Here is a 22,625-nt window from a genome sequence, read left to right as displayed (position 1 = left end):
GTCTAGGGCTGTCTCCCGATCGTGTTGCTGTGCTGTGCGGATCTTGGGCAGCAGGCCATGGCCACCCTCAAGGGGTGGCGCATCCTGCGGAAGCTCCGCTGTAGCACCAACCGAATCACCGACGTCGTGAAGGCCGTCCTCGTCCTTCATCTCGCATCAACGTGAGGTTGTAAAAGGCTCATTGACCGGCACGCAGCCGTCCTCGCCGGGGACACACACGCTGGTTTCACCCAAGCCGCTACCCGTAGGTGTCCTCCTTGGACGGAAAGTCGGAGCCTGTAAAGCCGGCCGTGATGATATCTACGAGAAATCGCTCGGGATGTAGCGGTTTCCGGTCACGACCCCTGCCACGACGGCCCGATCAACCGTTGCGTCTGGAGGGCGGTGCTTTGCCACCCACGACAGTTCGTCAACCCGGAGTGACCCAACTTTGTCCTTTTCTGTGAGGTCGAGGACGAGGAGTTGACCAAAGGGGACATTCGTGTTGCTGTATTCGGCGGCTTGCGCCAAGTATTTCGCTTCCAAATAGCTTCGGTCATTTTTGGTGTGGTTCTTCTTGATTTCTGTAAGGTATTGACGTGATCCGAAGTGGACAAGAATGTCGGCTCGCCCCATTGCTTGGTTGACTGGCTCGACCTGGATCAGGCTGCTGATCTGACCGCCGATGAGCCAGTTGTAGAAGTGCAGTTGTAGGTCGTTCTCCAGTGGCACGAGATCGCCGTGCTCCTTGTCGAAGCGACGGCGGTAGTCGCGGACCTTGATGCGTTTTCCGCTCGCGTCGTACCGCCCTTCACCGAAAGCGGTGGCGGTGTCGAGATCAGCGGCCGCCTTGAGGAACAGCAGCGTCTGCTCGACGAGCACGCTGAACGTTCTGCGCGTCTCCCCAATGAAATCAGGGAAGGTTCTCAGCTCTTTCAGGAATCGATTGAGCATGGGCACAACGACGGGGTCCGAGTTTTGGAGCCGGGTGATGTCTTCCATGTAGGCGAGACCGTCGATCTTCTTCAGTTCATCGTCATCGATCTTCGCTGCCAGACCTGCGGTGAATTCGAGCCCGAGTTTCCTGACCGCCGTGGGGGCGAATCTGTGCGCTCGATCCGCTTCGGCCTCCCCGGGTGCATCCTCGGTCGCGTCGTCGGTTGCTTCGGTTCCGCTCTCCCTCCGGGCCGGAGCTGACCGTGCGGCCAGTTGCTGGTCAACCCGAACGAGGAGGGCCGAAGCCGTTGCGTGGTCGAAGCCGGCGCCCGGGTGCCGCTCTGGCTGCGCCACAGCACGGCGCAGTTGGGCGAGCAGGGCCTGTTGTCGCAGGAACGAGTCCTCGATGGCGGGGTCGACCAGCACGGACAGGCCGCTTCCGTCTGGCGATCCGACGGGGCAGACCGTGCGGGCGGACCTGTAGGCGGTGAGTACGTGGTCGAGGGCCTCCCAGGGTTCCATCCACACGTCGTCCTGGAGTAGTTCGGCGGCCCGTCGCAGCTGCAGGACGAGGCGGCTCCACGCCACATCCGCGGCGGCCTGGGGTTGCAGCCAGGCCGGCTGGTGCATGCCCCAGTTCCATGCGCTCTGCTGATCCAGGGCCGCCTCAAGGCGGTCGGCTGCTTCACGAAGTGCGGGCGTATTCCCCGTGGTGAAGGCGAGCAGGGAGTCACACACCGCGCCATATGCCTGGGCATCATGGCGGGCTTCTTCTGCCGCGTCGGCTGCGTGGAACCATGAGCGGGCGGCTTCCAGGTACTTGCTCACTTGTGCCAGCGACTGGGAGGTCATCGCTGATCGCAGCTTGTCGTATCCGAGTTCTACGAACGCATCGGTATCGCTCGCCTCGTCCGCTGACAGCCTTTCGAGCATGCCGCGCAGTGTCTCGGTGATGGCTTGCTCTTCGTTTGACCAGCGGTCCAGGCCGAGGCCGATGAGGCGAGGGAGGCACTCCACGAAGTCCTCTGGAGCTTCGGTGTCGTCGAGGTCTTCGAGTGTTCCCCAGACTTTGATCGGGCTGATGGCGTTGGATACCGCCAGCCGGACCGCTCCCTCCAGTCTTGCGGCGGCCACAAGCGGCTGCGAGCGCACGAGATCATCCAGGTCCGTCAGCAAGGCACTGTTGAGGCGTTTGGCAAGCGCCTTGGTGGTCTCGATGCTGCTGAAAAGGGTTTCGAGTGTTGCCGTCGTGTGCAGCAGGCTGAGTTGTCTGCCGAGGCCGATCGGGAACCGGCTTGCGGCCTCGTGCCAGCCTTGCTCGGCGTGATCGAAGGCGTGTGTGACGGCTTCGGCCAGCAGGGGCGCGAAGGGGCCTGCGGCGACGTCCTCGATTTCGGCAAGCACGATGTCAGGAGGAAGGTCGACGCTATCGAAGCTGATCACATGGCCCGCGGCCGCCAGATCACTCAGCCGTTCAGCAAGACGCACGGCTCCCCTCCTCTTGCAGCCCAGGATCTGCTACCACAATGGTCTGCCTTCGGATGCCTCCACGATGTGGTCGTCGCCCAGCACGTCGTGGGCCAGGCTCGGGTCCGCAGTGGTGATCAGGACCTGCAGGTTGTTCTCTTCTGCGAGTGCCGCCAGCTCCTGCACCAGCTTGTGGGCGTCGAGGTCCTGGACTTCCTCCGCCTTGGGACTGTCGATCATCAGCAGGCCGGGGTGGGTGGAGATGCCATGTGCGGCTCCCACGCGAAGCAGAGCGATCACCACGGCGATGCGCAGCCGGAGCCGCTCACCGGCGCTCTGCTTGCTGAACGAGTCTGTGGCGCCGCCGTCCTTTATGACTTTCATCCGAGCGGCGCGATCGATCTCGACCGCTTCGAGAGAGGCGATTCCGAAGCGGCGGCCCAGCTGGACGATCTCTGCGTTGACGTCCTGGAAGAGTCTGTCGGCCGCCGTCTTGCTGTCAGTTTCAAGGACGCGGGTGCCGGCCTTGAGGATCTTGATCGTCGTGGTTTCGACTGGGTCGTCCAGGATCTCGGGCAGCTCGGGGAGTACGTCCAGAGCACCTTCCAGGCGCAGGACTGCTTCCTGTGCCGCCAGGCGGGCGGGAAGCTGGGCTACGGACTGTGCACGCCGCAGCCGCTCTTCGATGGCTTCAAGATCCGAAGTGAGCCGGGCCAGTTCCCGCTCGGCAACTTCCAGAGCTTCGCGGGCGGTGGCTTCGGCGTCTTGCGCGCGTTCGAGCCTCTGCTCGGCCTCGGCGGTGACTTCCTCCGGGGCGTCGTCGTCTCCCGTAACAGGCCGCGCGCAGACCGCGCAAGCGTGGCTGTTGCGCTCTTGGAGGCGTCGGTCCTCGGCGATGGCCTGGTCGCACCGGGGACATGCCTGCGGGTCAAGACCGTGGAACAGGAGCCTGGCGGTGGTGCTCTCGGTCACGTCGTTGAGGAGCTTCTCCTCTCGCTGCCGGTGGGAACGGGCCCTGCGATGCACGCGCATGAGCTCCTCCCAGGTCTCCTGGGAGTCGGCCACCGCGCGCGCCAACCGGGCAGCCTCAGTAGCGAGCTGCGCAAGCGACTCTCCCTCGTGCACGGACGGCAGGCTTGCCAGGCGCTCGCGGGCTTCCTCTAGGTCGGCTTCAACCCGCTCCCGCTCCGCCTTGCGGTCGCTGAACGCGTCCTCGGCGCTGGAACGGCGACGCTTGGCTGCGACGTCCCTGACTTCGTAGGCGGTCCTGACTCGCGTCAGAGTCGCAGCTGCTGGCAGGTCCAAGAAGACCTGGAGCAACCGTCCGGGCAGCCCGGCCATCATCTGGTCTCCCAGAAGCGCCTTATCGCCGCCGGCAGGGAGATAGAGCGCCCCGTAGTACGCCGGCCAACCGTGTGACTGCGTGCTGGTCTCCTTGAAGCTGTTGACCAGCGGCTGGAGATCGAGCCTGGCCAGCATGAACGCCTGGATCTGCTCGGCGAAGCTAGCGGAGCTGCCTGCCCGGATGAGGGCAGTCACGCCGCGCCCGGGATCGGGCTCGCGCATCGAGCTGAGGGTGCCGATTTCGAGGCCGCCCAGGACAAGCCCGGAGACGATTTCGCCGTCCGCGATGTTCAGGCGGAATCCCACCGGCTGACCGGCCACCACCGCGTCGAGATCCAGCTCCGTGATCCACTGACGCACTCCGGCCTGCAGATCGCGTGGTGTACCTCGCAGGCACCACGTAATCAGTTCCAGAACGCTTGTCTTGCCCCTCAAGTTCGAGGCGACCAGGGCAGTCAGCCCAGCGGAAAAGGGGAAGGTGGTGTCGAAGGGACCTGGCTCCAGGGATCCGGTGCGCACGCCAGCGACTCGGAGGCGATGGAGCCTCAGTCCACGCGGGCGAGCCGGTGTGAGAGTGAGTGCGAGCCCGTATGTACCGAAAACGTCCCGGATGCTCTCCACCGGCTCATCCGCGGCCGTTGCGATCCTCACCTCGAGGGGTATCTCGGCGTCCGTCACGGCTCCCCCGCATCCTTGTCGGTCCGGTGTTGTGCTCGCAGTTGTTCGAGTCGTGCCCTTGCGCGGGCGCTGACTGAGCCGATGCGCGTACCTCGTGCGGCTTCGGCGTACTCGCGTTGCAGGTACTGACGCTTCTTCAGGTCCGTTCCCCCCAGGCCGTCGGCCAGCGCGATGACGAGAGCGACCCGGTCGACGTAGTAGGTGAACGTTGGGACATCACGGACGATCTGTTTGGCCACCTGCGCGCCAGGGCTCATGAGGAAGTAATCATGCTGGCGCACGCGATTGACCGTCCCCCGGCGCCTTCGCACCACGAGACCGCCGCTGCGCAGCACCGCGAGTGCGTCGTCGAGCGGCTCGTAGGCACCGAAATGATGCCGGAGCATGGGATAGCGGCGCACTTCTGGCTCTTCCGAATCCAGAATTCTGCCGGCCAGCTCCAGCAGCCCCGGCTCCCGACTCGTCTCGAAGTCGGTAAGCAACTCGTCGGCCAGGTAGTCGGGGTTCCGCAGCCAGAAGTCCAGCTTCTGCAGCCGTACCTGTGTCCGTACCACGCCTACGGCACCCGCGAGGTCAGGATCAGCCAGGTCCATGGCATTGGGCTTCTCGCTCGCCCCGTGAATCAGCAACAGCAGGCGCACCGCGTCCTGCTCTCGACTCGTTACGGGAGCTTCTGCTGGAGGCACCGCAAGCTCATTCTCCACTGATCAAGAGTACCGACCGACAGTCACGTAAGTAACCATCCCAACACGAGGAACCGGGCCGGGGACTGAGCCATCAGCGGGCTACTGTGCGGCCTCACGTCTTGCCAGGCGGGCCTCTCAGGTGAACCGTCTGACCTGGGGGGACAGCGAAGGACCCCGACCATGGCCGGGGTCCCTCCTTCTGGCGGATCAGTGCTTCGCGCGGCGGGGCCGCATCACGAACGCCAGGCTACTCAGGGGCGGGATGTCGATGACGCGAAGGGTGTTGGTCCTGTCACGGCGGGAGACGACGATGTGCACCTCCTCGCCTGCGGCGATGGCCCGCTTAGTGGTCCGGATCGCCCCGTCGGGGACTCTCCTGACCCCCGGCACCCGGTCCTCTTTGCTGAACGAGCCGGCCGACAGGCGGGACCGGACCCTCCTCATGACCACGGTGCCGTAGACCCAGGCCACAAGCGCGAGGGCCGACACCGGGATGGCGATTTCGGTGAAGTCCGCAGGGCTGTTCGCAGTGTTGCCGAGATGAGTGACCCAGAGGTTGAGGATGGCGGCGCCCATGGGGAAGAGAACCCAGGAGCGTCGTGACGTTCGACCGGTCAGTCTCACTGGCCTGCGATAGTGCCCGTTGACGTAGAAGCCCCGACGCCGGGGTGCGGTCTGCGGCCCCGGCTGGTCCTGCTGGCTCCTGGGTGCCGCAGGCTCCTGGGGTCCTTCGGCGCGGGACTCGGCGGGTTGCTGCGAGGACGAATGCGGAGTGATGACGTTGGAGCGGTGGATCGCCTGCAGCTCCCGGGTGCCGCGCGGGGCACACCCTCAGGCGCACATGTGGTTCGTTGCCGTCAGATCTCGCCGTCGGCAGCCGACCTCGGTCAGCGGGCCAACCTTCAGGCGGCGGCTTGAGCAGTGGCCGGCATTTCGAGGGGGCTACCAAGGAGAAGCACGGTCGCAGGCGCTGCTAGCTGGCCTAAGATCCTTAGCACGTGCGTCTTGACTCAGGGGATCCGAGCACAGCACAGCTCAGTCCTTAGTGTGACGGCACGGTCAGCTCCGAACGTCCACACAGGGATGACAGGTGGGATCAAGTGAAGATCATCTCGTTCTTCAACCACAAAGGCGGGGTCGGGAAGACCACCCTGGTCTACAACATCGGAATCGCCCTGGCCAGGTCTCATCGTGTTCTCTTCATTGATGCTGACGCTCAGGCGAATCTTACCAGTGCGGCAATTCCTGTAATGGAAATTGAAAAGCTATTCAATGACAACCGCACAATCTACTCGTGCTTGCGCCCAGTTATTGAGGGGTCCGGCGGGCTGAAGTCCGTCAATCCGGTTCAGATCAGGGACAATGCATGGGTCCTGCCCGGCGATATTCGAATCAGCGATTACGAGGAGTTTGCTCCCACGGGGTGGACCGAAGCTTTGGCCGGCATGCCTAGAGGCTTCCAGGTCACCTCAGCATTCTATCGCCTCATCAGGAGCGTGGCATCGCGCATCTCGGCGGAGTATGTATTTGTTGATCTCGGCCCAAATGTCGGAGCATTGAATCGAAATGTGATTCTTGGGTCGACTGGCTTTGTAGTTCCTTTGGCTCCTGACCTCTTCTCGCTAACTGCACTTCCCAGCGTAGGTAAGAGTGTCGCTTCATGGATCACCGGCTGGGAGGCGGCCAAGAATTCGGCCGACAGGAGGAACGCTGAATTTGATTTCGAGCTTCCAGCCGGCAAGCCCAGCCCTCTTGGTTACGTCAGCCAGCAGTTCACTGTGTATCGCGATCAGCCAGCAGAGGCATATAAGCACTGGAACGATAGAATGCCCGAAGCGTACCAGCGGGGCATTGTCGACGAGCTTCAAGCCGTGGGGGTCCGCACTCCATCTGGAGGGACATCCATCGGCGAAGTATCTAACATGTCGAGCTTGATCCCAATCTCCCAGCGCACCCATAAAGCTGTTTTTGAGCTCAATGGAAGCGAGGCCCGGGGCGCTCACTACAGTCGTGCCAGGAACGCCATCCACCTTTTCGCTGATCTCGCAACAAAGATCTCACAACGTGCAGATGAGATGGACCAGGGGTAAGCATGCTGATCACTCTTGATACCAACTTGATTCCCCGCAAGGGAATTCTCCGAAGCGTGGAGATTTCCACAATCTTGCGCATTTCGTCCGCGCTAGGTGCCAGGGTGGCACTCGCTCAGACGGTGCTGGCTGAGTCCATCAGCGCACGGCGTAGAGATTTTCAGGAAGCGATGGATGCGCACAGCAGATCCGTGCAAAAACTCGGAAACTTCTGCAGTGTGGACTCGTACTATATCCCGTCGGTTGATGCAGTTGTCGATGACTGGGAAGCGCAGCTGCGGTCCGCATTCGAGGAACTCCCGTTGATCGGTGACGATGCAGTAGAAGCCCTTGAACGTGAGGCCCTCCGCATTAAGCCTTCAAAGAACAACGGGACTGGTGGCAGGGATGTGGCAATCTGGCTCACCATCAAGAGAGCCCACCTTGTTTCTACCGGACCGACTCATTTCGCCTCGAACAACACCGATGATTTTGCCGTCAGGAAGGGAAGCGACACGCTGCATCCCGACCTCGCCCAAGAGCTGGGAGAGCGACTTGGTGACTTCACGTATCACAAAGACCTCAAGTCGATCATCCGTACCCTATGTTCAGAAGTCGAGGTCTCAATTAGCACTGCTTCGTTTTCCGCTGACCTATCACTTTCGGTCATTGATCAGATCGTCGCACACAATGATCTGAAGAACTTCGCCGACTTTGCAGATGTGGGCCCCGATGAAGTTGGCCCAATCGAGAAAATCACCCTTGATTCCCTGCGAGTTCGAAACGCCTACTCGGCAGGAGGCGTCGTAGTCGGATTCATGACAGCGAAGTTTACTCTTGCTCTCGCCGTGGAGGTGCATGAGACTCTGGGGACAGCGATTGCAGGCATCCTGGGGGGCTGGTTCGAAATGGGCAATGAGGATGTCGCATTCTTCGATGTCACGGTATTGAAAGATGTCCGCTATGAGCGCCCTTGGAGTCCAGAAGATGACGCCTTCGATGAAATCGATACGGCACATCTTGGCTGATTGACCTCGCAGGACGTATGTGAGCCTTTGGCCGGGAATGCCTTCCGGTCCTGATGGGGCGGCGCGAAGCACAAATCGCGTGCGGATCAGGCATGGGTGCTGACCTAGCGTTTTTGATGTGGGCCGCGGGGGGGCGAGTCCGGTTCAGGCCATGGAACGCTTCGAGGGCGGGCTGAAGAACAGGGAGATCGCTGCCGGGCGGTGAGCGGTGGGTGGAGCAGCGGCGCCGTCAGTGGCGCGACCGCGGCGTAGCGGGGTCCTGTCGAAGGGTTCGCCGAAGCGGCCGAGGTTTAGCGACGTGCAGATCGCGAGGCCTGCGCCGGCGGGTTGAGCCTTCGAACACCTCCCCCAGCGGCACGGGAGCCTTGTACGTTGTAGCCCTCCCCTCAGTCTCACAGGCATCATTCGATCAGTGGACACGCCAAAAACACTCAGTGATCACTTTGCCGTGCCCCTCTCCTGCCGGGCAGGATCAGCCCCTCAGGACAGGAATTCATGACGCCGAGCAACCCTGCCGTACGCCCGGAGATCATCGATTTCTACGCCCGTTCCGACGAGGCCGCACGACTCCAGGCCACCGCCATGGGCACCCTGGAACTGGAGCGCAGCCGTGACATACTCCGCCGCCACCTTCCGCCCGCGCTGGCCCTCGTGTTTAGACGTGGGCGCCGGGACCGGCGCCCACGCCCATGACGGATGCACCGTGCACATTGTGGGCTCCGTACCCAAGTGCGTCAGCCAGGCCGGCGCGTAGGTCGGTGACTCACCGGGAGGCGGTGGTGAAACGCTGGAACACGCGGAAGTAGTCGTTTTGCTCCACGACCAAGGTTTCGGACCCGGATCGCTCAAGGAGTGTGTTCTCGAAAAAATAGGGTTGCGTGCCTGACGACACGTGTAGAAGTGCAACCATGCGGCCTCGGTAGTTGACCAGCTTGGATTCTGCGGTCACCCTTCCTGCGAGATCAGGATCGAGACCGCTGCTCTTCAGGAGCTGGCACAACCACATCCAGTAGTCGTTAAGGGACCTGGACACAAGCGGGGCCTCCCTCTCGATGCCGACTACGTGAAACCCTCGAAATCTCTCGGAGTGAACGGAGTCGAGTTCCTTCACCCTTTCCGCATGTCGCTCGTTGTCTGCGATCCCGACCGCTATGTAGCCGGTCACTCTGGGGCCAGTATTGGCGATCGCCGTGATAGTGCGACAGATTTTAATGAAAGCCCTCTCGTCGAATTGGCGAGAGGTGTCAAGCCTGAGGAAACCCTGCTTGCAGTCGAACGACTGCTGTTCGACAATCGCGTTTCCCATCAATTTTTCGAGCTGGCTGGCCCACCCGTATCTGCCGAGGTTGTGTGCGGCCGCCTCCTTCACTTCGAACGCGTCACGGAGTATTCCCTTTATGGCGTCGACTGTTCGCCTCTTCGGGGCCTGCTGCCAGTCGTCTTCATGAGTTGGGAGAGCTGTGTCTGTCATAAGCGATCCCATTCCGTTCAAATGTCCCCAGGCGGTGCGCGGAGAGCCGAGGCGCATCCCTTCCTTGTAGGTGAGCTCGTAGATCGCCAGGAAGGTGGCGTGGAAACATCTGCGCGAACCAGACTCGGTCGCGCAGTTGACGAGGCTCGCGAAGGTACGGGTGTCCTGCGCCAGTATGGACCGCACGATGTCGTACACGTGCATGAAGTGGTCCTCGACGGCCCGTGGATCGTATGCCTCGATGGCTGCGTTGATTTCTGTGTATGAGGGCGTAGTGGGATGCTCGTGATCAATGCTGGTGTAACCGTAGTACTGGTCCCGCATCCTGGTACTAGTCTCAGTCAGGGGATCCATCAAGAAGTCGGCGATGATGTCGAGGACGAGCTGTTCGTCAGCGGACTCGCGGACTTCTGTGGGTTGCAGCAACTCTTCGTGAACCCAGAAGATGTCGTCAACTCGGACGCCGTAGTTGAGACCGCGGTTTGTGATGCTCAGCTGAGGCATCACCCGAAAGGCGACAGCGTCTCCGGGGGATATGTCACCCCTGATCCTCGAAGAAATGACGCGGACCAGGTCGGCCAGAGGGGAGAGTGTCCCGGCTTGTCGAATATTCTGGCGTGAGAGTCGACGTCCGCCAGAATTGATCCTTCGGAAGACCTCGGATACGGCTGCGTCTTCTTTCGGGCGAAATACCGAAAGGGCCAACGTGTAGTCGAGGAGTCGCGTGCAAACCCCTTCGGGCATGATTGGCTCGCGCTGCTGAACCTTTGAGGTTCGAGTGACTCCTGTGGCGGATGATCCAAGGGAGGCGAGATTGAAATAGGCCCCGTTGGTTGAGAATTCATTTTCAATGAAAGAAAATATGGCGTTTAGTCGCTGCATCCCATCGATGAGTTCAAGTTCGATGGCCCCGTCCGTCGACCCAGTCGACGCCATGAAGAACAAGGGAACCGGGAGATTCTCCAACAGCGAGTCAATCAGACGCTGTTTCTCCTCCACGTTCCATACCAACTTCCGCTGGTAGCGGCGGTTGACGCGAAGTCGGTCGGAGAGGTACAGATCGTACAAGTGCCGAACGCTCGCGCCTGAAACGGTGAGCTCTCCGGCCGATGGGGTCGTCATGCCCTGACGGTACTGCAGCCTGCCGTATCCAAGTGGCCATTTGTCGGCCGCAGTTGGATCAGCGAGCTCCTTCAGAGGGGCTACTGATCGGGTGACGGGCCGGTGTCCCGCAACGCCCGAGGCGCCTGGGCTGTTAAGAGAAGTGTTCGACGTGTCAAATCAGCAGCGCAGGAGCCTCGTTGGCTACCTGTCCTGCCGCATTCGACCTGTCACACGCCCTGGTCGAGTGGGTATCCATGCTCATCGTCACCCGTGAGGGTGGCCGCCGCTGCAAGCTCCCGCCCCATCAGCGACGCTCGTGGGCCTGGTTTACCTGCGCCGGCATGACCCGCTCGCGCAGATCCCGGCTGGCTTCCGCATAGCCGTCGGGACCGCCCACGCCTACGTCACGGCCGTCGTCGATCACCTGTCCCGCCGGGCGCCCAGTCTGCTGCGGGTCCTGCGGGAGGCTGATCCTGATCACGTCCTGCTCGACGGGACCCTCACTGAATGCGACCGGGTCGGCGACAGCCGGGCCGACTTCTCCCAGAAGTGCCGCCACGGCGTGAACCTATAGGCCGTGGCCGATCCCGTAGGCGTGCTGTGGATCTCGCCCACGTTGCCCGGCCGCACCCAGACCTGGCTGCGGCCCGTACCTATCGCATCATCCGGATCTCTGAACACCAGGGCGTTCCCATCCTCGCCGACCGCCCATGTCGGCGCCAGTCCCTGGGTGACCACACCGATCAGACGGCCGCCCGGCCGAGACCTCACCATAACCCAGCGAGCGATCAACCGGGCCCTGTCAGCAGCGCGAGCACCGGTCGAACGAAGCGTCGCGCGACTGAAGTCCTGACGAATCTTCCGCAGGGCCCGCTGCAGCCCCAACCGCATGACCGTGATCGCGGCAGCCATCCTCACCCTGGAGCGTCAGCCTGCAAGTCGCTCAGTAGTTGGATTGCGGCGGAGCCCTTGCGACCTGTGCTGTACCAAAGTGTCAACTATCTGTCTGATTCCGGTCCTCAAGTTGCTGAAGCTAGTTGGCATCACCGCGGGTTGCCCGCGTCTTCTGTTGTCAACTGCCGATCCTGGTCACGCATCTGTGACCAGGCGCCGCAGCTGGCTTCAAGACCGCCGCTCGCGAAGCCCTCCAAGTCGAAGGTACCGCGACCGGAGACCGGCCGTACGGAAGTGTCAACATGAACGGCCAATCCGGCGATCCGCCCCGCGACACGGTTGGCATATGTGCTGGTCACCAAGTCACTCAGGCGCCAACTGCGGCGCCTCGTCACACCGTGTGACCTGGACTGCCGGCTGCTGCGGCCCGGCACCGCGACGTGCGTGGGCGCGGTGGCTTTCCCTGGCGCAAACCGCACAGCAGTGAGATGTGGCTCGCCGCCCGATGAGGGGCTGTCGTCGAACCTTTGATTGAGGGGCGTCACCCGAGCCCTCAATCGTTGCTCTACTGGCGTGACCTGTCAACGGCGTCTTTCTCGTCGCACTGCTATCGAGGCAAGGGTGGGAGTGGGGGTGTTGCCCGCGTGTCGAGCGATGCCTGCGAAGGTGGCAGGGAATCCACTCGTGACTGGTCATGTGCCAGATGGCTGTGTGCCTTGAAGCGGACGGGCACATGGCATCGAACGTGAGCGCGACGACCGATTCCGGTCATCTCGGATTAACTCGGCTCTTCGCAAGGCGAGTTAGTCGCATCCTGTGGGGAGGTGTATTCGCGCCGTGACCGATCCGGTGGTGATCTGGATCTGAGAGGGGACTGCGGTGAGTGATGTATTGGGATTTCCCGTGATGGCGGCTTCGGCGCTCACTCAAGCCATCGGGTTCCTCTATCGCCGTGCCGAGGTCGTCCTCGATCGTCGTGCTGCCCGCCGCAGGCCTGATGAGGTGGAACCTTCGCAGCAGATCCCGGCTGTCGTGGCGGGAGACCCGGGCGGAGTATTGGACTTCGATCCGAGGAACGTCACCGACGAACGGGTTCAGCGGCTCGAGGCGCTGCTCGAGGAGCTCGGCCAATATGCCGAGCAGGACTCCTCAGTGGACGGCCGGGACGAGCGACTGCGGCGAGCGATGGGCGGACTTCGCAACGTGTTGGAGGAGGTCTATCAGCGGCGTATCACCTTCGTCGGCGAGGACCGGCCCTCGAGCGGCCGGCGGATCGTGACCAAGGTCGGCGACGTACACGGTGTCTCACGAGCGCTGAAAGCCCGACGCGTTTCCAGCACGGCGTCGTTCGACATCGAACACACCGTAGAGGTCGTCCATCCCGGCGCCGAGATGACCAGCGTCGAGTTCGACGAACTGAACTGATCACTTCCTCGAGGGGGACCACCCCGAGAGCCGGTTGCACGATCACCAACGGGGAGAAAACTCATGGATTCACCCCTGCCCGGAGAGTCTGACGAGCGGGCCAGCGCCGCACAGCCTTCGTACACGGATGACCCGTCGTCCACAGGAGGGCAGAGATGGACGACGGACCGTACGTCGGACCAGACCAGAACAGGCAACGGGCGGACGGACCTCCCCGCCTCCGGCAGCGTCGGCTTCCGGGATCCGTCCCCTGTGCCGTCGCCACGTACCGTCGGCGGTGACGATGATGGCGGAGGGAGGCCGGACGAGCCCGGCCACTCGCCTGAGACCGACGATCCCATGGTGCGAGAGGCGCGCCGGGTGCTGCGTGCGGCCGTGGCGGACCTGCGCCAGGAGGCTCTCTTCAACTTCGGTGAGATGAACGCGGTGAAACTCACCGCGGTGCTTGGGCAGTTGCTGGAGCATTCGGAACTGCCACGGCCCTATCTGAAGACGGTACGGGCCGTGTTCGCCGAACCTGACGGCTATCACAAGGCCTACGACAGGCTGTCGAGTCCGGGCGCGGTGCTCGTCCTGCCCCGCGAGCCGGGTGCCGGCAGGACGTTTACCGCCCATGCCCTCCTGGCTGATCTGCATTTTCGCACTGGCGCCCGAGTAGGGCCGCTGGGCTTCGGGGGCACCAACCGCTTCCCCGTGGGCCGTCTGCCAGCCGAGGGGAACGCCGGGTATCTGCTGGAACTGCCCACTGACGAGGACGGGAGCCTTGCAGTCGCGGACGACTTCGGTGCCACACTCCACCACATCCAACGCGTGCTCGAGAAGCGCTCCTCCTGTCTGATCGTCCTGACGACGCCGGAGCAGTGGCAGCGACTCAAGGTCGGCGCCCCGGATGATCTCGTTCCCGACCTGGGCCGTCCCGACCCGGTGAAGGTGGCCAGAGCGTGGCTCAAAGCAGAAGCTCCCGACCTGGACACGAGCCTGTGGCTGGCCGACCCAAGGATCCGGAAGATCCTTGACGGGCAGGCCCCTTCAGACGTCCTACAAACCGTCGCCCTGATCCTCAAAGTAGACGGGGCCCGATCGGCAGTCCGAGTCGAGAATGCGGCCGACGAGAACACAGACGCCGCGAACGACCCGAGCGCCTTCAACGACAGCGTGCTGAGCGTCGTCAAGGCCCGCACCGACTGGCGCAGGGAACTGCTCGACTGGCACAGCAAACCGGGCCGGACGAACTTCGAGCGGAACTTCCTGCTGGTGGCCGCGCTCCTGAGGAACACAGCCGTCGCACATGTGTATGTCAAGACGGCGGAACTGTGCACGGCGTTCAGTACATCGGTCTCACTGCGGGGCCAGGAAGCTCCAGGTGTCCTGGAGTTGGTCGACAAGATCGAAGCCGAACTTCACCCCATCCGGGACACGCTCGACTTCGGTCGGCCGGGCTGGGACGACGCAGTTCTCAGCTATTTCTGGATCGACCGTCCTGCGGCGCGTAAGGCATTCCTGAGCTGGATGGCCCAGGCCCCCGCAGTCGCCAGCACCAACGAATTCCTGGAGTCGTTCACCCGCGAGGAACGACTCCTGTTGGCGAACCGAGTGGGTGCGTTCGCCGTCCGCTGGGCCGCACGGCACCGCAAAGCGGAGCCTCTGGAGAAGATCATCTGCGCCTGGCAACGTGACAGCGATCTGTGGAAGGCGGCGATCGACCTGGTCTCCGCCGCCGCATTCCACCCGACGATGGCGCGATTCGTACACGAACTTCTTCTGCGTTGGTCCAAGAGTAAGGAGGACGCGGCCTTGCCTCGGCTAGCCGTCGAGGTGTGCGCAGGAGAATTCGGCCGCTGACACACCAACAAGGCCATGGTGCGCCTCAAGCACGCCGCAGCCTCGGACGACCATGTCGTGCAGAAGTCCCTGTACGCCGCGGTCCGCACCATCTGGGCCGACTCGACAGCCCGCGAAAGCCTGTTCAACGCGATCAAGACCTGGTGCGCACCGGACTCCGACCGACTCGTCTCAGGACGCCGTTCCTTCGCCGCCCTGGCCACGCTTACCGCTGGCCATGGCGAAGCTGGGTCACCTCTACCGATCCTACTGCAGAACAGCGCGGCCGACGGAGACTTTCTGCCGACGCCGGAAGGCTTGTCCACTGGCTGGAGCGCCCTGCTCTCCGCACCCGTTGACGATTCCGAACCCGCTGCGGCACTCGCGTTGTGGATGGACGCCGCTCATCAGGACAAGGATCTGCAGCCGCTCGTGTTCGGGGCGCTACGAGGAGCCTTGAGCCATGCCGACCCCGAGCAGGCACGACAGCTCCGTAACAGGCTGAACGACCTGCTGTACGCCTGGCAGCCCTTCCCCGCGACTGACGCGGACCCCAGCCGGGTGCAGCTCCGCCATGAGCTGACCGACCTTCTCTTCCATGATCGAAGCCGAGCCGTCGCCATATTTCATCCCCGCGCCGTGCGCCGTGCGGAGGACGCGTGAGACGACGCAAGGGAAGAGTCACTCCCGAGCGAGAAGGCGACCGCTCCGCCGGCTGGGTTCGCGAGTTCTCGGACCTTCTTCGCAGCTGCGATGAGGGTCTGCACTTCACGGCAGCTTTCCGAGTCGAATGGCAACGCCCGGCCAACGGAGCGGTTGGCATCTCATCTCCGGGAGACGCAGGGCGCCCCGTGCGGCTTCTCGCCGAGAGCCTGGCCTCGCAACGCAGCGTTCTGCGCTGCGAGGCCACTGAGCAGGACATCAACCACGAACTGCGCCACCGCCTGCCTTGGACGATCGACGGCGTCGAGATCGTGTCGGCGGACGTGGCCCTTCGTACGGATGAGCACGCACGCACATGCGCGGAGCGCATCGCCCGGTTACGAAGTGAGGAAGAGCTCGCAGAACTGGCACGCCATCAGGTCTCCGCCCGGATCCGGTTCATGCAGGAGGAGATTCTGCGCACTCCGGCCACTGCCCGTCTCTACCTGATGCTGGAGCAGGCTGGGCGCGAGCTGTCTCCCGGGACCGATGTCGACGACCTCGTGAAGGCCGTCCAGCAATGGCATCCCCAGGCGCAATGGGTCGTCGTGGCCCAACTTCTGCACACCTTTCTCGGCAACCTCGGTCCCCGTGACTCGGGTGACCTCCTGCGTACTTTGCGTGCCCTGTTCCTGGAGTACGGAGAGAAGGAACTTGCAGAACAACTCCCCGTCGGGGAAACGGATCCGGAAGCGGGGCACCGGACGTGAGACCGACGAATGACCGTCGACTGGCTCTGCTCCGGCTCCTGCTCGCTCCACGAACGACCTGGCAGGCGTGGCAGGTGATGCGTCGAGAACCACATGCGCTCAGCTTCGACACCGCATGGCGACGTGCCCGGATCAGGGCCCATCCTGAGGAGGCCCCGTATCTCATGCACGGACACACGGCAGAGCCCCGCGACTCATAGTTGTGAAGGGTGCCGGGTCCGGACTCGCTTGAGCGGAGCGACACCAGCTTCGGAATGACTTCGCAGGCGGCAGATGGGCCTGGCACCCCTTGTGACCTGCGGTGTACGTATGTGCCAAGTATCTCTCTGATTTCGTGCCCGAAAGGGTTGAAACTACTTGGCATCATCGCAGGTCAGGAACGTGCCCAAGTGTCAACTGTCGAGCTTGGTCACAAGCCCCGGCCAGGCGGAGACAGGGCCTCCGGGCCCGGCGGAACGGTACCTGCGGCCGGCGGTAGCGCGTCACGGTGGCCGTGGCCGTGGCCGTGGCCGTGGCCGTGGGCACGGGCATGGAGCGCGGGGCGGCGGCCGACCCGGGAGGCCGTGACCGTCCCCGACTCGACGCACGGTGGACCCGGCCCGGCCTCGACGCCGGGCTCAGTCCCTGCCGATGTGGACGCTGGTGGACTTCACACGGGCGACGGCCCGCACGCCGACGGCGAGTCCGAGCTCCTCGACCGCCTCGCGCGTCAGCAGGGAGACCACCCGGTGCGGACCCGCCTGGATCTCGACCTGGGCCGCAACCTCGCCGAGCGTCACCGCGGTGACGATACCGGGCAGCGCGTTGCGGACGGACGTCGCGACCTCTCCGCCGTCCTCGGCCGGCTCCCGGGCGAGCTCCGCGCAGAAGGCGGCCAGGTCCACGCCCTCGACCATGCGCCAGGCACCGTCCCGCCGGGTCGGGAAGCGCCCCGCATCCGCCCAGCGCCGGGCGGTGTCGGTGCTGACGCGGAGCAGTTGGGCGGCCTCGCCGATGGTGTAGAGATGCACCGTGCAACCCTATGCGCCGACCGCTCCGACGGCTGTTTCGGCGGGCGTCCGCCTCGGTACGCTGGATGCACCGGGCGCCTGCGACGGGGAGGTACGGGATGGGCGCCACCGCTACCGGACCCGGGTTCCGCCCCGGGACGGGGTCCGGCGCCGACCCGGGGCTCTACGGCCCGGCGTCCGTCACCTGGCAGTGCCACGGTGACCCGATGATGTGGATCGCCGGGGTCCGCGCCCTCTACCTCCAGGCCCTCCACCCGCGCGCCGTCCGGGGCGTCATGGAGAACTCCGACTTCCGGAGCGACGCCTGGGGCCGGCTGCTGCGCACCGCCGACTTCGTCGGCACCGTCACCTACGGCACCACCGAGGCCGCCGAGCGTGCCGGGGGCCGGGTCCGTGCCATCCACCGCAGGCTGTCCGGCACTGACCCGGCCACCGGCCGTACCTTCCCCGTCGACGACCCCGAGCTGCTGCTGTGGATCCACTGCGCACAGATCGAGAGCTTCCTGCATGTCCTGCGCCGATCGGGTATTGCGCTCACTTCCGGCCAGGCCGACCGCTACGTCGACGAGAACCGCGTCAACGCACGGCTCGTCGGCCTCGACCCGGCCGACGTCCCCGCCGACACCGCCCAGCTCGCCGCCTACTTCGACCGGGTCCGCCCCGAGCTCGCCGCCGGTCCCGACGCCCGCGCCGTGGACGACTTCCTGCGCGGCCCGCCCGTCCATCCCCTCCTGGTACCTGGCCGAAATCTGCTGTGGCGTCCGCTCGCCGGACTCGCGTACGGCTCCCTTCCCCGCTGGGCGCACCAGCTGTACGGGCGGCCCGCTCCCTCCCCGCGTAGCGTCACCCGGCGCCTGCGCCTCACCGGGCGCGTGCTGCGCAGCATTCCCGCAGGTCTACGGTGGAAGCTGCCTCCAGGTCACATCTTGAAAGCGATGCGTCGCATGGGCCCCGGGAGCCGCCCCTCTCCGTACACACTGCGTACACCAGCGTCCATACTGGACCGGCCGGGGAGGGCGTAGCGCGACAACGGGGGCGACTTTAAGACATGGCGGAGTCCAGACTGATCCAGGGCCGGTACCGGTCGCTCGATCTGATCGGGCGCGGCGGCATGGGCGAGGTATGGCGAGCCCGGGACGAGTCGCTGGGCCGGCATGTCGCCGTGAAGTGCCTCAAGCCGATCGGCGCCGATCAGGACGCCCACTTCACACAGGTGCTGCGGGAGCGCTTCCGGCGCGAGGCCCGCGTGGCCGCGTCCCTCCAGCACCGCGGCGTCACGGTGGTTCACGACTTCGGCGACGACAGCGCCGCGGGGGGCCCGCTCTACCTCGTGATGGAACTGCTCGAAGGCCGCAACCTGAGCCAGCTCATGGAGGACAACGGGACCCGCCCGCTCCCCGTCGACGTGGTCGTCGACGTCGCCGAACAGATGGCCGCCGCCCTCGGGTACACCCACGACCAGGGTGTCGTCCACCGCGACCTGAAACCGGCCAACATCATGCGGCTCGTCGACGGCACCGTGAAGATCTGCGACTTCGGCATCGCGCGCCTCGCGCACGACATCGGCTTCACCGCCAAGCTCACCGGCGGCGGCATGGCCATGGGCACTCCGCACTACATGTCGCCCGAGCAGATCGCGGGCGGTGAGGTCGACCACCGCAGTGACCTCTACTCCCTCGGCTGCGTCCTGTACGAGATCGCCACCGGCGCACCGCCCTTCGACCTCGGCGACTCCTGGTCGGTGCTCATCGGCCACCGCGACACCGCGCCCGTACCGCTGCGCGAGCACCGCCCCGAGCTGCCCGCCTACTTCGAGCAGGTGGTCCTGGACCTGCTGGCCAAGTCTCCCGAGGAGCGCCCGCAGGACGCCCGCCACGTCCACCGCAGGCTCGTCGGGTCCCGGCTCGGCCCCGGCGGGCTTCCCGGCGTGCCCGCCCCGCTGCCGGCCTGGGCCCACGGCATGACCGCCGGCCGCAAGGCCGGCATCGAAGCCCGTCCGGCGAGTGGTGCATGGGCCGTGCTCACCGGCTCCTGGACGGCCGCGCGCCCCGGTGGCGAACATCCCGGGCCGCGCCCCGGCGGGGAGCCGCCCGCCACCATCGTGCGTCCGGCGCCCGCCGAGGACCCGCGCCTCACCGTGGCGTACGGGTTCCCGCGTCCGGCCGGGCCGCGCGAGACCGGCCCGGACGCCCTCACGGCCGGACACGCCCGCGCCCATGCCCTCAGTCGCGCGGGCCGCCCCGAGGAGGCGCTCTCGGTGTACGCGGCCGTGGCCGACGGGCGCGCCCGGGTGCTCGGGCCGGACCACCCCGACACCCTCGCCGCCCGGCAGGAGGCCGCGTACGAGATGGGCCGGCTCGGCCGCCACCAGGAGGCGCACGACACCTACCGCGCGGTGCTCGTCGCCCGTGAGCGAACCACGGGCCAACTGCACCCCGACACGCTGCGCTGCCGGCACAACCTGGCCTGCGCCCTGCGGGCCCTGGGCCGGTACGCGGAGGCCCACACCACGGCCGTCGCGGTCGCCGCGGACCGGGCGGCCGTCCTGGGCGCCGAGCACGCGGACACCCTGCTGACCCGCTACGAGGTGGCGTACGTGCTCGGCCGCCTGGACCGCTGGCAAGAGGCGCTGGCCGGCTTCCGCGAGGTCGCCGCCGCACGGGAACGGGTCCTCGGCCGCGACCATCCCGACACCCTGGCCGCGCGCTACGAAGTCGGCATCGCGCTGGGCCGCACCGGCAGCAGCGCCCAGGCGCTCGACCTCTTCAGTGCCCTGGTCCGCGACCGCACCCGGGCCTACGGGGCGACGGACCCGGAGACGCTGCGCGCCCGGCACGTCCTCGGTGTCAACCTGGGCCGCCTGGACCGCTGGGAGCAGGCGGTGGCCGAGGCACGCCAGGTGGCCGCCGTCCGCGCCCGGGTGCTCGGCGCCGAGCACGCGGACACCCTGGTCAGCCGCCGGGAACTGGCCGTCGGCCTGGGCCGGCTGGGCCGCTGGGACGAGGCCCTCCCGATCTACCGGGACCTGTCCGGCATCCGGGAGCGATCGCTCGGTGACGAGCACCCCGAGACGGTGCTGGCCCACGCCGACGAGGCCCACTGTCTGGAGCGGCTCGGCCAGGTGTGCTACCAAGAGCCATGACGAGCTTCGGGCGGGACGTGTACGACGACGTGATCGTGGGCGGCGGGCACAACGGCCTGGTGGCCGCCGGCTACCTGGCGCGGGCGGGCCGCTCGGTGCTGGTACTGGAGCGGCTCGGCGCCACCGGCGGTGCGGCGATTTCCAGCAGACCGTTCGTCGGCGTCGACGCCCGCCTCTCGCGCTACTCCTACCTGGTCTCCCTGCTGCCCGACAAGATCGTTCGCGATCTGGAGCTGAGCTTCGCGGTACGCCGACGCACCGTCTCCTCGTACACACCGACCGAGCGCGACGGGCGGCCCGGCGGACTGCTCGTCGGCGGGGGCGAGGAGCGCACCCGGGCCTCCTTCGCCCGGCTGACCGGCTCCGACCGGGAGTACGAGAGCTGGCGGGCGTTCTACGCCACCACCGGCCGGGTGGCCCGGAAGGTGTTCCCGACCCTGACCGAGCCGCTGCCCACCCGGGCGGAGCTGCGGGCCCGGATCGACGACGAGGCCGCCTGGCGGATGCTGTTCGAGGAGCCGCTGGGACAGGCCGTGGAGCGCCACTTCGACGACGACCTGGTCCGCGGGGTGGTTCTGACCGACGGCCTCATCGGCACCTTCGCGGACGCGCACGACCCCTCGCTGGTCCAGAACCGGTGCTTCCTCTACCACGTCATCGGAGGCGGGACCGGTGACTGGGACGTGCCGGTCGGCGGCATGGGTGCCCTGACGGACGCGCTGGCGGCTGCCGCGACGAAGGCCGGCGCCGAGATCGCCACCGGGCACGAGGTGCTGCGGATCGACACGGACGGGGCCGGACCCGCCGAAGTGGTGTTCCGTACCGCGGCCGGCGAGGGCCGGGTCGTGGGCCGGACGGTGCTGGTGAACGCCTCGCCGCAGGCGTTGTCCGAACTCCTCGGTGAGGTACCGGCCGAGGACCCGGCGACGGCCCCGGAGGGTGCCCAGCTCAAGGTCAACATGCTGCTGCGACGGCTGCCCCGGCTACGGGACACCACCGTCGACCCGCGCGAGGCCTTCGGCGGGACCTTCCACATCGCCGAGGGGTACGAACAGCTCGCCCGGGCCCACGCCGAGGCCGCGGCCGGGGAACTGCCGTCCGTGCCGCCCTCGGAGATCTACTGCCACTCGCTGGCCGACCCGACGATCCTCGGTCCGGAACTGGTCGAGCAGGGCTACCAGACGCTCACCCTCTTCGGCCTGCACACGCCGGCCCGGCTGTTCGGGCACGACAACCAGCAGGCCCGCGAGGTGCTGCTGACCGCCACCCTCGCGCAGCTCGACGCGCACCTGGCCGAGCCGCTCATCGACTGCCTGGCCTTCGACGCGGACGGCCGCCCCTGCATCGAGGCGAAGACCCCGCTGGACCTGGAGCGGGATCTGCGGCTGCCCGGCGGGCACATCTTCCATCGCGACTTGTCCTGGCCCTACGCGGACGAGGGCGGCGGCCGGTGGGGCGTGCAGACGGCCCACCGCAACGTCCTGCTGTGCGGCGCGGGCGCGGTCCGTGGCGGCGGCGTGAGCGGGATCCCCGGCCACAACGCCGCGATGGCGGTGCTGGAGCGCGCGTAGCCCGGCCGGACCCGGCCGGGTCCGGCCGAGCCCGCGGAGCACGTGCCGGCCCGCCCGCGGACGGGGTGACACGGCGGGCCCGGACGGGTCCGCCGGCGCGGCTACTCGGCGGGCTCGATCACCACGATCGGGATCTCCCGGTCGGTCTTGGCCTGGTACTCGTCGTAGGCGGGCCAGTGCCCCACCATCAGCGGCCAGTACGCGGCGCGCTCCTCGGCGTTCGCCGTGCGCGCCGTGCCCCGCAGGATCTGCGGGCCGACCTGGATGCGGACCTCCGGGTTCGCGCTCAGGTTGCGGAACCACAAGGGGTGCTCGTCGGCGCCGCCCTTGGAGGCGACGAGCAGGTAGCGGCCGTCGGCCTGTCCGTAGATGAGCGGCGTGCGCACCGCGTTGCCGGGCACCCGGCCGACGGTGGTGAGCAGGAGGGTCTGGGTGCCGTTCCAGTAGTGGCCCTCGGCGCCGCCGGAGCCCACGTACTGCTGGACGTGTTCCAGCTGCCAGCTTCCGGCCCGCGGGTCGGTCGGGTGGTCCCAGTCGATTCCGGTCGTCACGGGGTGTCGCCTGCCTTCAGGTCGAACGGTCAACGAA

General features: G+C 65.8%; 16 protein-coding genes and 2 pseudogenes. 11 read left to right on the top strand and 7 right to left on the bottom strand.

Translation table 11 applies throughout. The features are described from left to right. Window positions 1–42 precede the first annotated feature (42 nt). Window positions 43–165 (top strand): annotated as a pseudogene (locus R4Z63_RS02330) (IS5/IS1182 family transposase); the annotation flags it as partial. A 135-nt stretch (window positions 166–300) separates the two neighbouring features. Here R4Z63_RS02330 and R4Z63_RS02325 read toward each other — a convergent pair. The 4 genes from R4Z63_RS02325 to R4Z63_RS02310 all read right to left on the bottom strand — a co-directional run bounded on the left by R4Z63_RS02325 (window position 301) and on the right by R4Z63_RS02310 (window position 5,666). Then, a complete protein-coding gene (locus tag R4Z63_RS02325; RefSeq protein WP_384444789.1) occupies window positions 301–2,403 on the bottom strand; it encodes a hypothetical protein in 2,103 nt (700 codons plus the stop codon). 30 nt (window positions 2,404–2,433) lie between these two features. Then, a complete protein-coding gene (locus R4Z63_RS02320; protein ID WP_384444787.1) occupies window positions 2,434–4,245 on the bottom strand; it encodes an ATP-binding protein in 1,812 nt (603 codons plus the stop codon). 155 nt (window positions 4,246–4,400) lie between these two features. Continuing rightward, window positions 4,401–5,108 (bottom strand): hypothetical protein, encoded by a 708-nt coding sequence (locus tag R4Z63_RS02315; protein ID WP_384444785.1) that lies wholly within the window; start codon window positions 5,106–5,108, stop codon window positions 4,401–4,403. Window positions 5,109–5,297: 189 nt separating this feature from the next. Then, the gene (locus R4Z63_RS02310; protein WP_384444783.1) at window positions 5,298–5,666 is read right to left on the bottom strand and encodes a hypothetical protein; all 369 of its coding nucleotides are present in this window, start codon (window positions 5,664–5,666) and stop codon (window positions 5,298–5,300) included. A 524-nt stretch (window positions 5,667–6,190) separates the two neighbouring features. Here R4Z63_RS02310 and R4Z63_RS02305 point away from each other — a divergent pair. Beyond that, window positions 6,191–7,180, top strand: a complete 990-nt coding sequence (locus tag R4Z63_RS02305) for a ParA family protein (protein WP_384444781.1) — start codon at window positions 6,191–6,193, stop codon at window positions 7,178–7,180. Window positions 7,181–7,182: 2 nt separating this feature from the next. Beyond that, the gene (locus tag R4Z63_RS02300) at window positions 7,183–8,187 is read left to right on the top strand and encodes a PIN domain-containing protein (RefSeq protein ID WP_384444779.1); all 1,005 of its coding nucleotides are present in this window, start codon (window positions 7,183–7,185) and stop codon (window positions 8,185–8,187) included. Between the two features lie 763 nt (window positions 8,188–8,950). Here R4Z63_RS02300 and R4Z63_RS02295 read toward each other — a convergent pair. Then, window positions 8,951–10,780: a GmrSD restriction endonuclease domain-containing protein gene (locus R4Z63_RS02295; protein WP_384444777.1), complete on the bottom strand. Its 1,830-nt coding sequence runs from the start codon at window positions 10,778–10,780 to the stop codon at window positions 8,951–8,953. A 236-nt stretch (window positions 10,781–11,016) separates the two neighbouring features. Here R4Z63_RS02295 and R4Z63_RS02290 point away from each other — a divergent pair. The 5 genes and pseudogenes from R4Z63_RS02290 to R4Z63_RS02270 all read left to right on the top strand — a co-directional run. Then, window positions 11,017–11,693 (top strand): annotated as a pseudogene (locus R4Z63_RS02290) (transposase); the annotation flags it as partial. 842 nt (window positions 11,694–12,535) lie between these two features. After that, on the top strand, window positions 12,536–13,081 hold the full coding sequence (locus tag R4Z63_RS02285; RefSeq protein ID WP_384444775.1) for a hypothetical protein: 546 nt from the start codon (window positions 12,536–12,538) through the stop codon (window positions 13,079–13,081). 339 nt (window positions 13,082–13,420) lie between these two features. Then, complete coding sequence (locus R4Z63_RS02280) at window positions 13,421–14,923, top strand: hypothetical protein (RefSeq protein WP_384444773.1); 1,503 nt, start codon at window positions 13,421–13,423, stop codon at window positions 14,921–14,923. Between the two features lie 15 nt (window positions 14,924–14,938). After that, a complete protein-coding gene (locus R4Z63_RS02275) occupies window positions 14,939–15,565 on the top strand; it encodes a hypothetical protein (protein ID WP_384444771.1) in 627 nt (208 codons plus the stop codon). Between the two features lie 188 nt (window positions 15,566–15,753). Further along, the gene (locus R4Z63_RS02270) at window positions 15,754–16,314 is read left to right on the top strand and encodes a hypothetical protein (RefSeq protein WP_384444769.1); all 561 of its coding nucleotides are present in this window, start codon (window positions 15,754–15,756) and stop codon (window positions 16,312–16,314) included. 617 nt (window positions 16,315–16,931) lie between these two features. On the opposite strand, the gene R4Z63_RS02265 is transcribed toward R4Z63_RS02270, so the two are convergent. Next, a complete protein-coding gene (locus R4Z63_RS02265; RefSeq protein ID WP_384444767.1) occupies window positions 16,932–17,324 on the bottom strand; it encodes a TOBE domain-containing protein in 393 nt (130 codons plus the stop codon). A 98-nt stretch (window positions 17,325–17,422) separates the two neighbouring features. Between R4Z63_RS02265 and R4Z63_RS02260 the strand changes: the two genes are divergently transcribed. The 3 genes from R4Z63_RS02260 to R4Z63_RS02250 are packed head-to-tail and all read left to right on the top strand — an operon-like array spanning window position 17,423 to window position 22,037. Beyond that, a complete protein-coding gene (locus R4Z63_RS02260) occupies window positions 17,423–18,346 on the top strand; it encodes an oxygenase MpaB family protein (RefSeq protein WP_384444766.1) in 924 nt (307 codons plus the stop codon). Window positions 18,347–18,372: 26 nt separating this feature from the next. Further along, window positions 18,373–20,466: a serine/threonine-protein kinase gene (locus tag R4Z63_RS02255; protein WP_052030613.1), complete on the top strand. Its 2,094-nt coding sequence runs from the start codon at window positions 18,373–18,375 to the stop codon at window positions 20,464–20,466. Beyond that, a complete protein-coding gene (locus tag R4Z63_RS02250; protein ID WP_384444763.1) occupies window positions 20,463–22,037 on the top strand; it encodes a phytoene desaturase family protein in 1,575 nt (524 codons plus the stop codon). The genes R4Z63_RS02255 and R4Z63_RS02250 overlap by 4 nt, the downstream gene beginning before the upstream one ends. A 101-nt stretch (window positions 22,038–22,138) precedes the next feature. Here the strand turns inward: R4Z63_RS02250 and R4Z63_RS02245 are convergent, their stop codons facing one another. Next, window positions 22,139–22,588 (bottom strand): nitroreductase family deazaflavin-dependent oxidoreductase, encoded by a 450-nt coding sequence (locus R4Z63_RS02245; protein WP_384444761.1) that lies wholly within the window; start codon window positions 22,586–22,588, stop codon window positions 22,139–22,141. Window positions 22,589–22,625: the final 37 nt, after the last annotated feature.

Source organism: Streptomyces sp. PL-29 (assembly GCF_058344425.1).
Note: the sequence above shows the minus strand (reverse complement) of the source record. Positions and strands in the feature narration are given on the sequence as shown.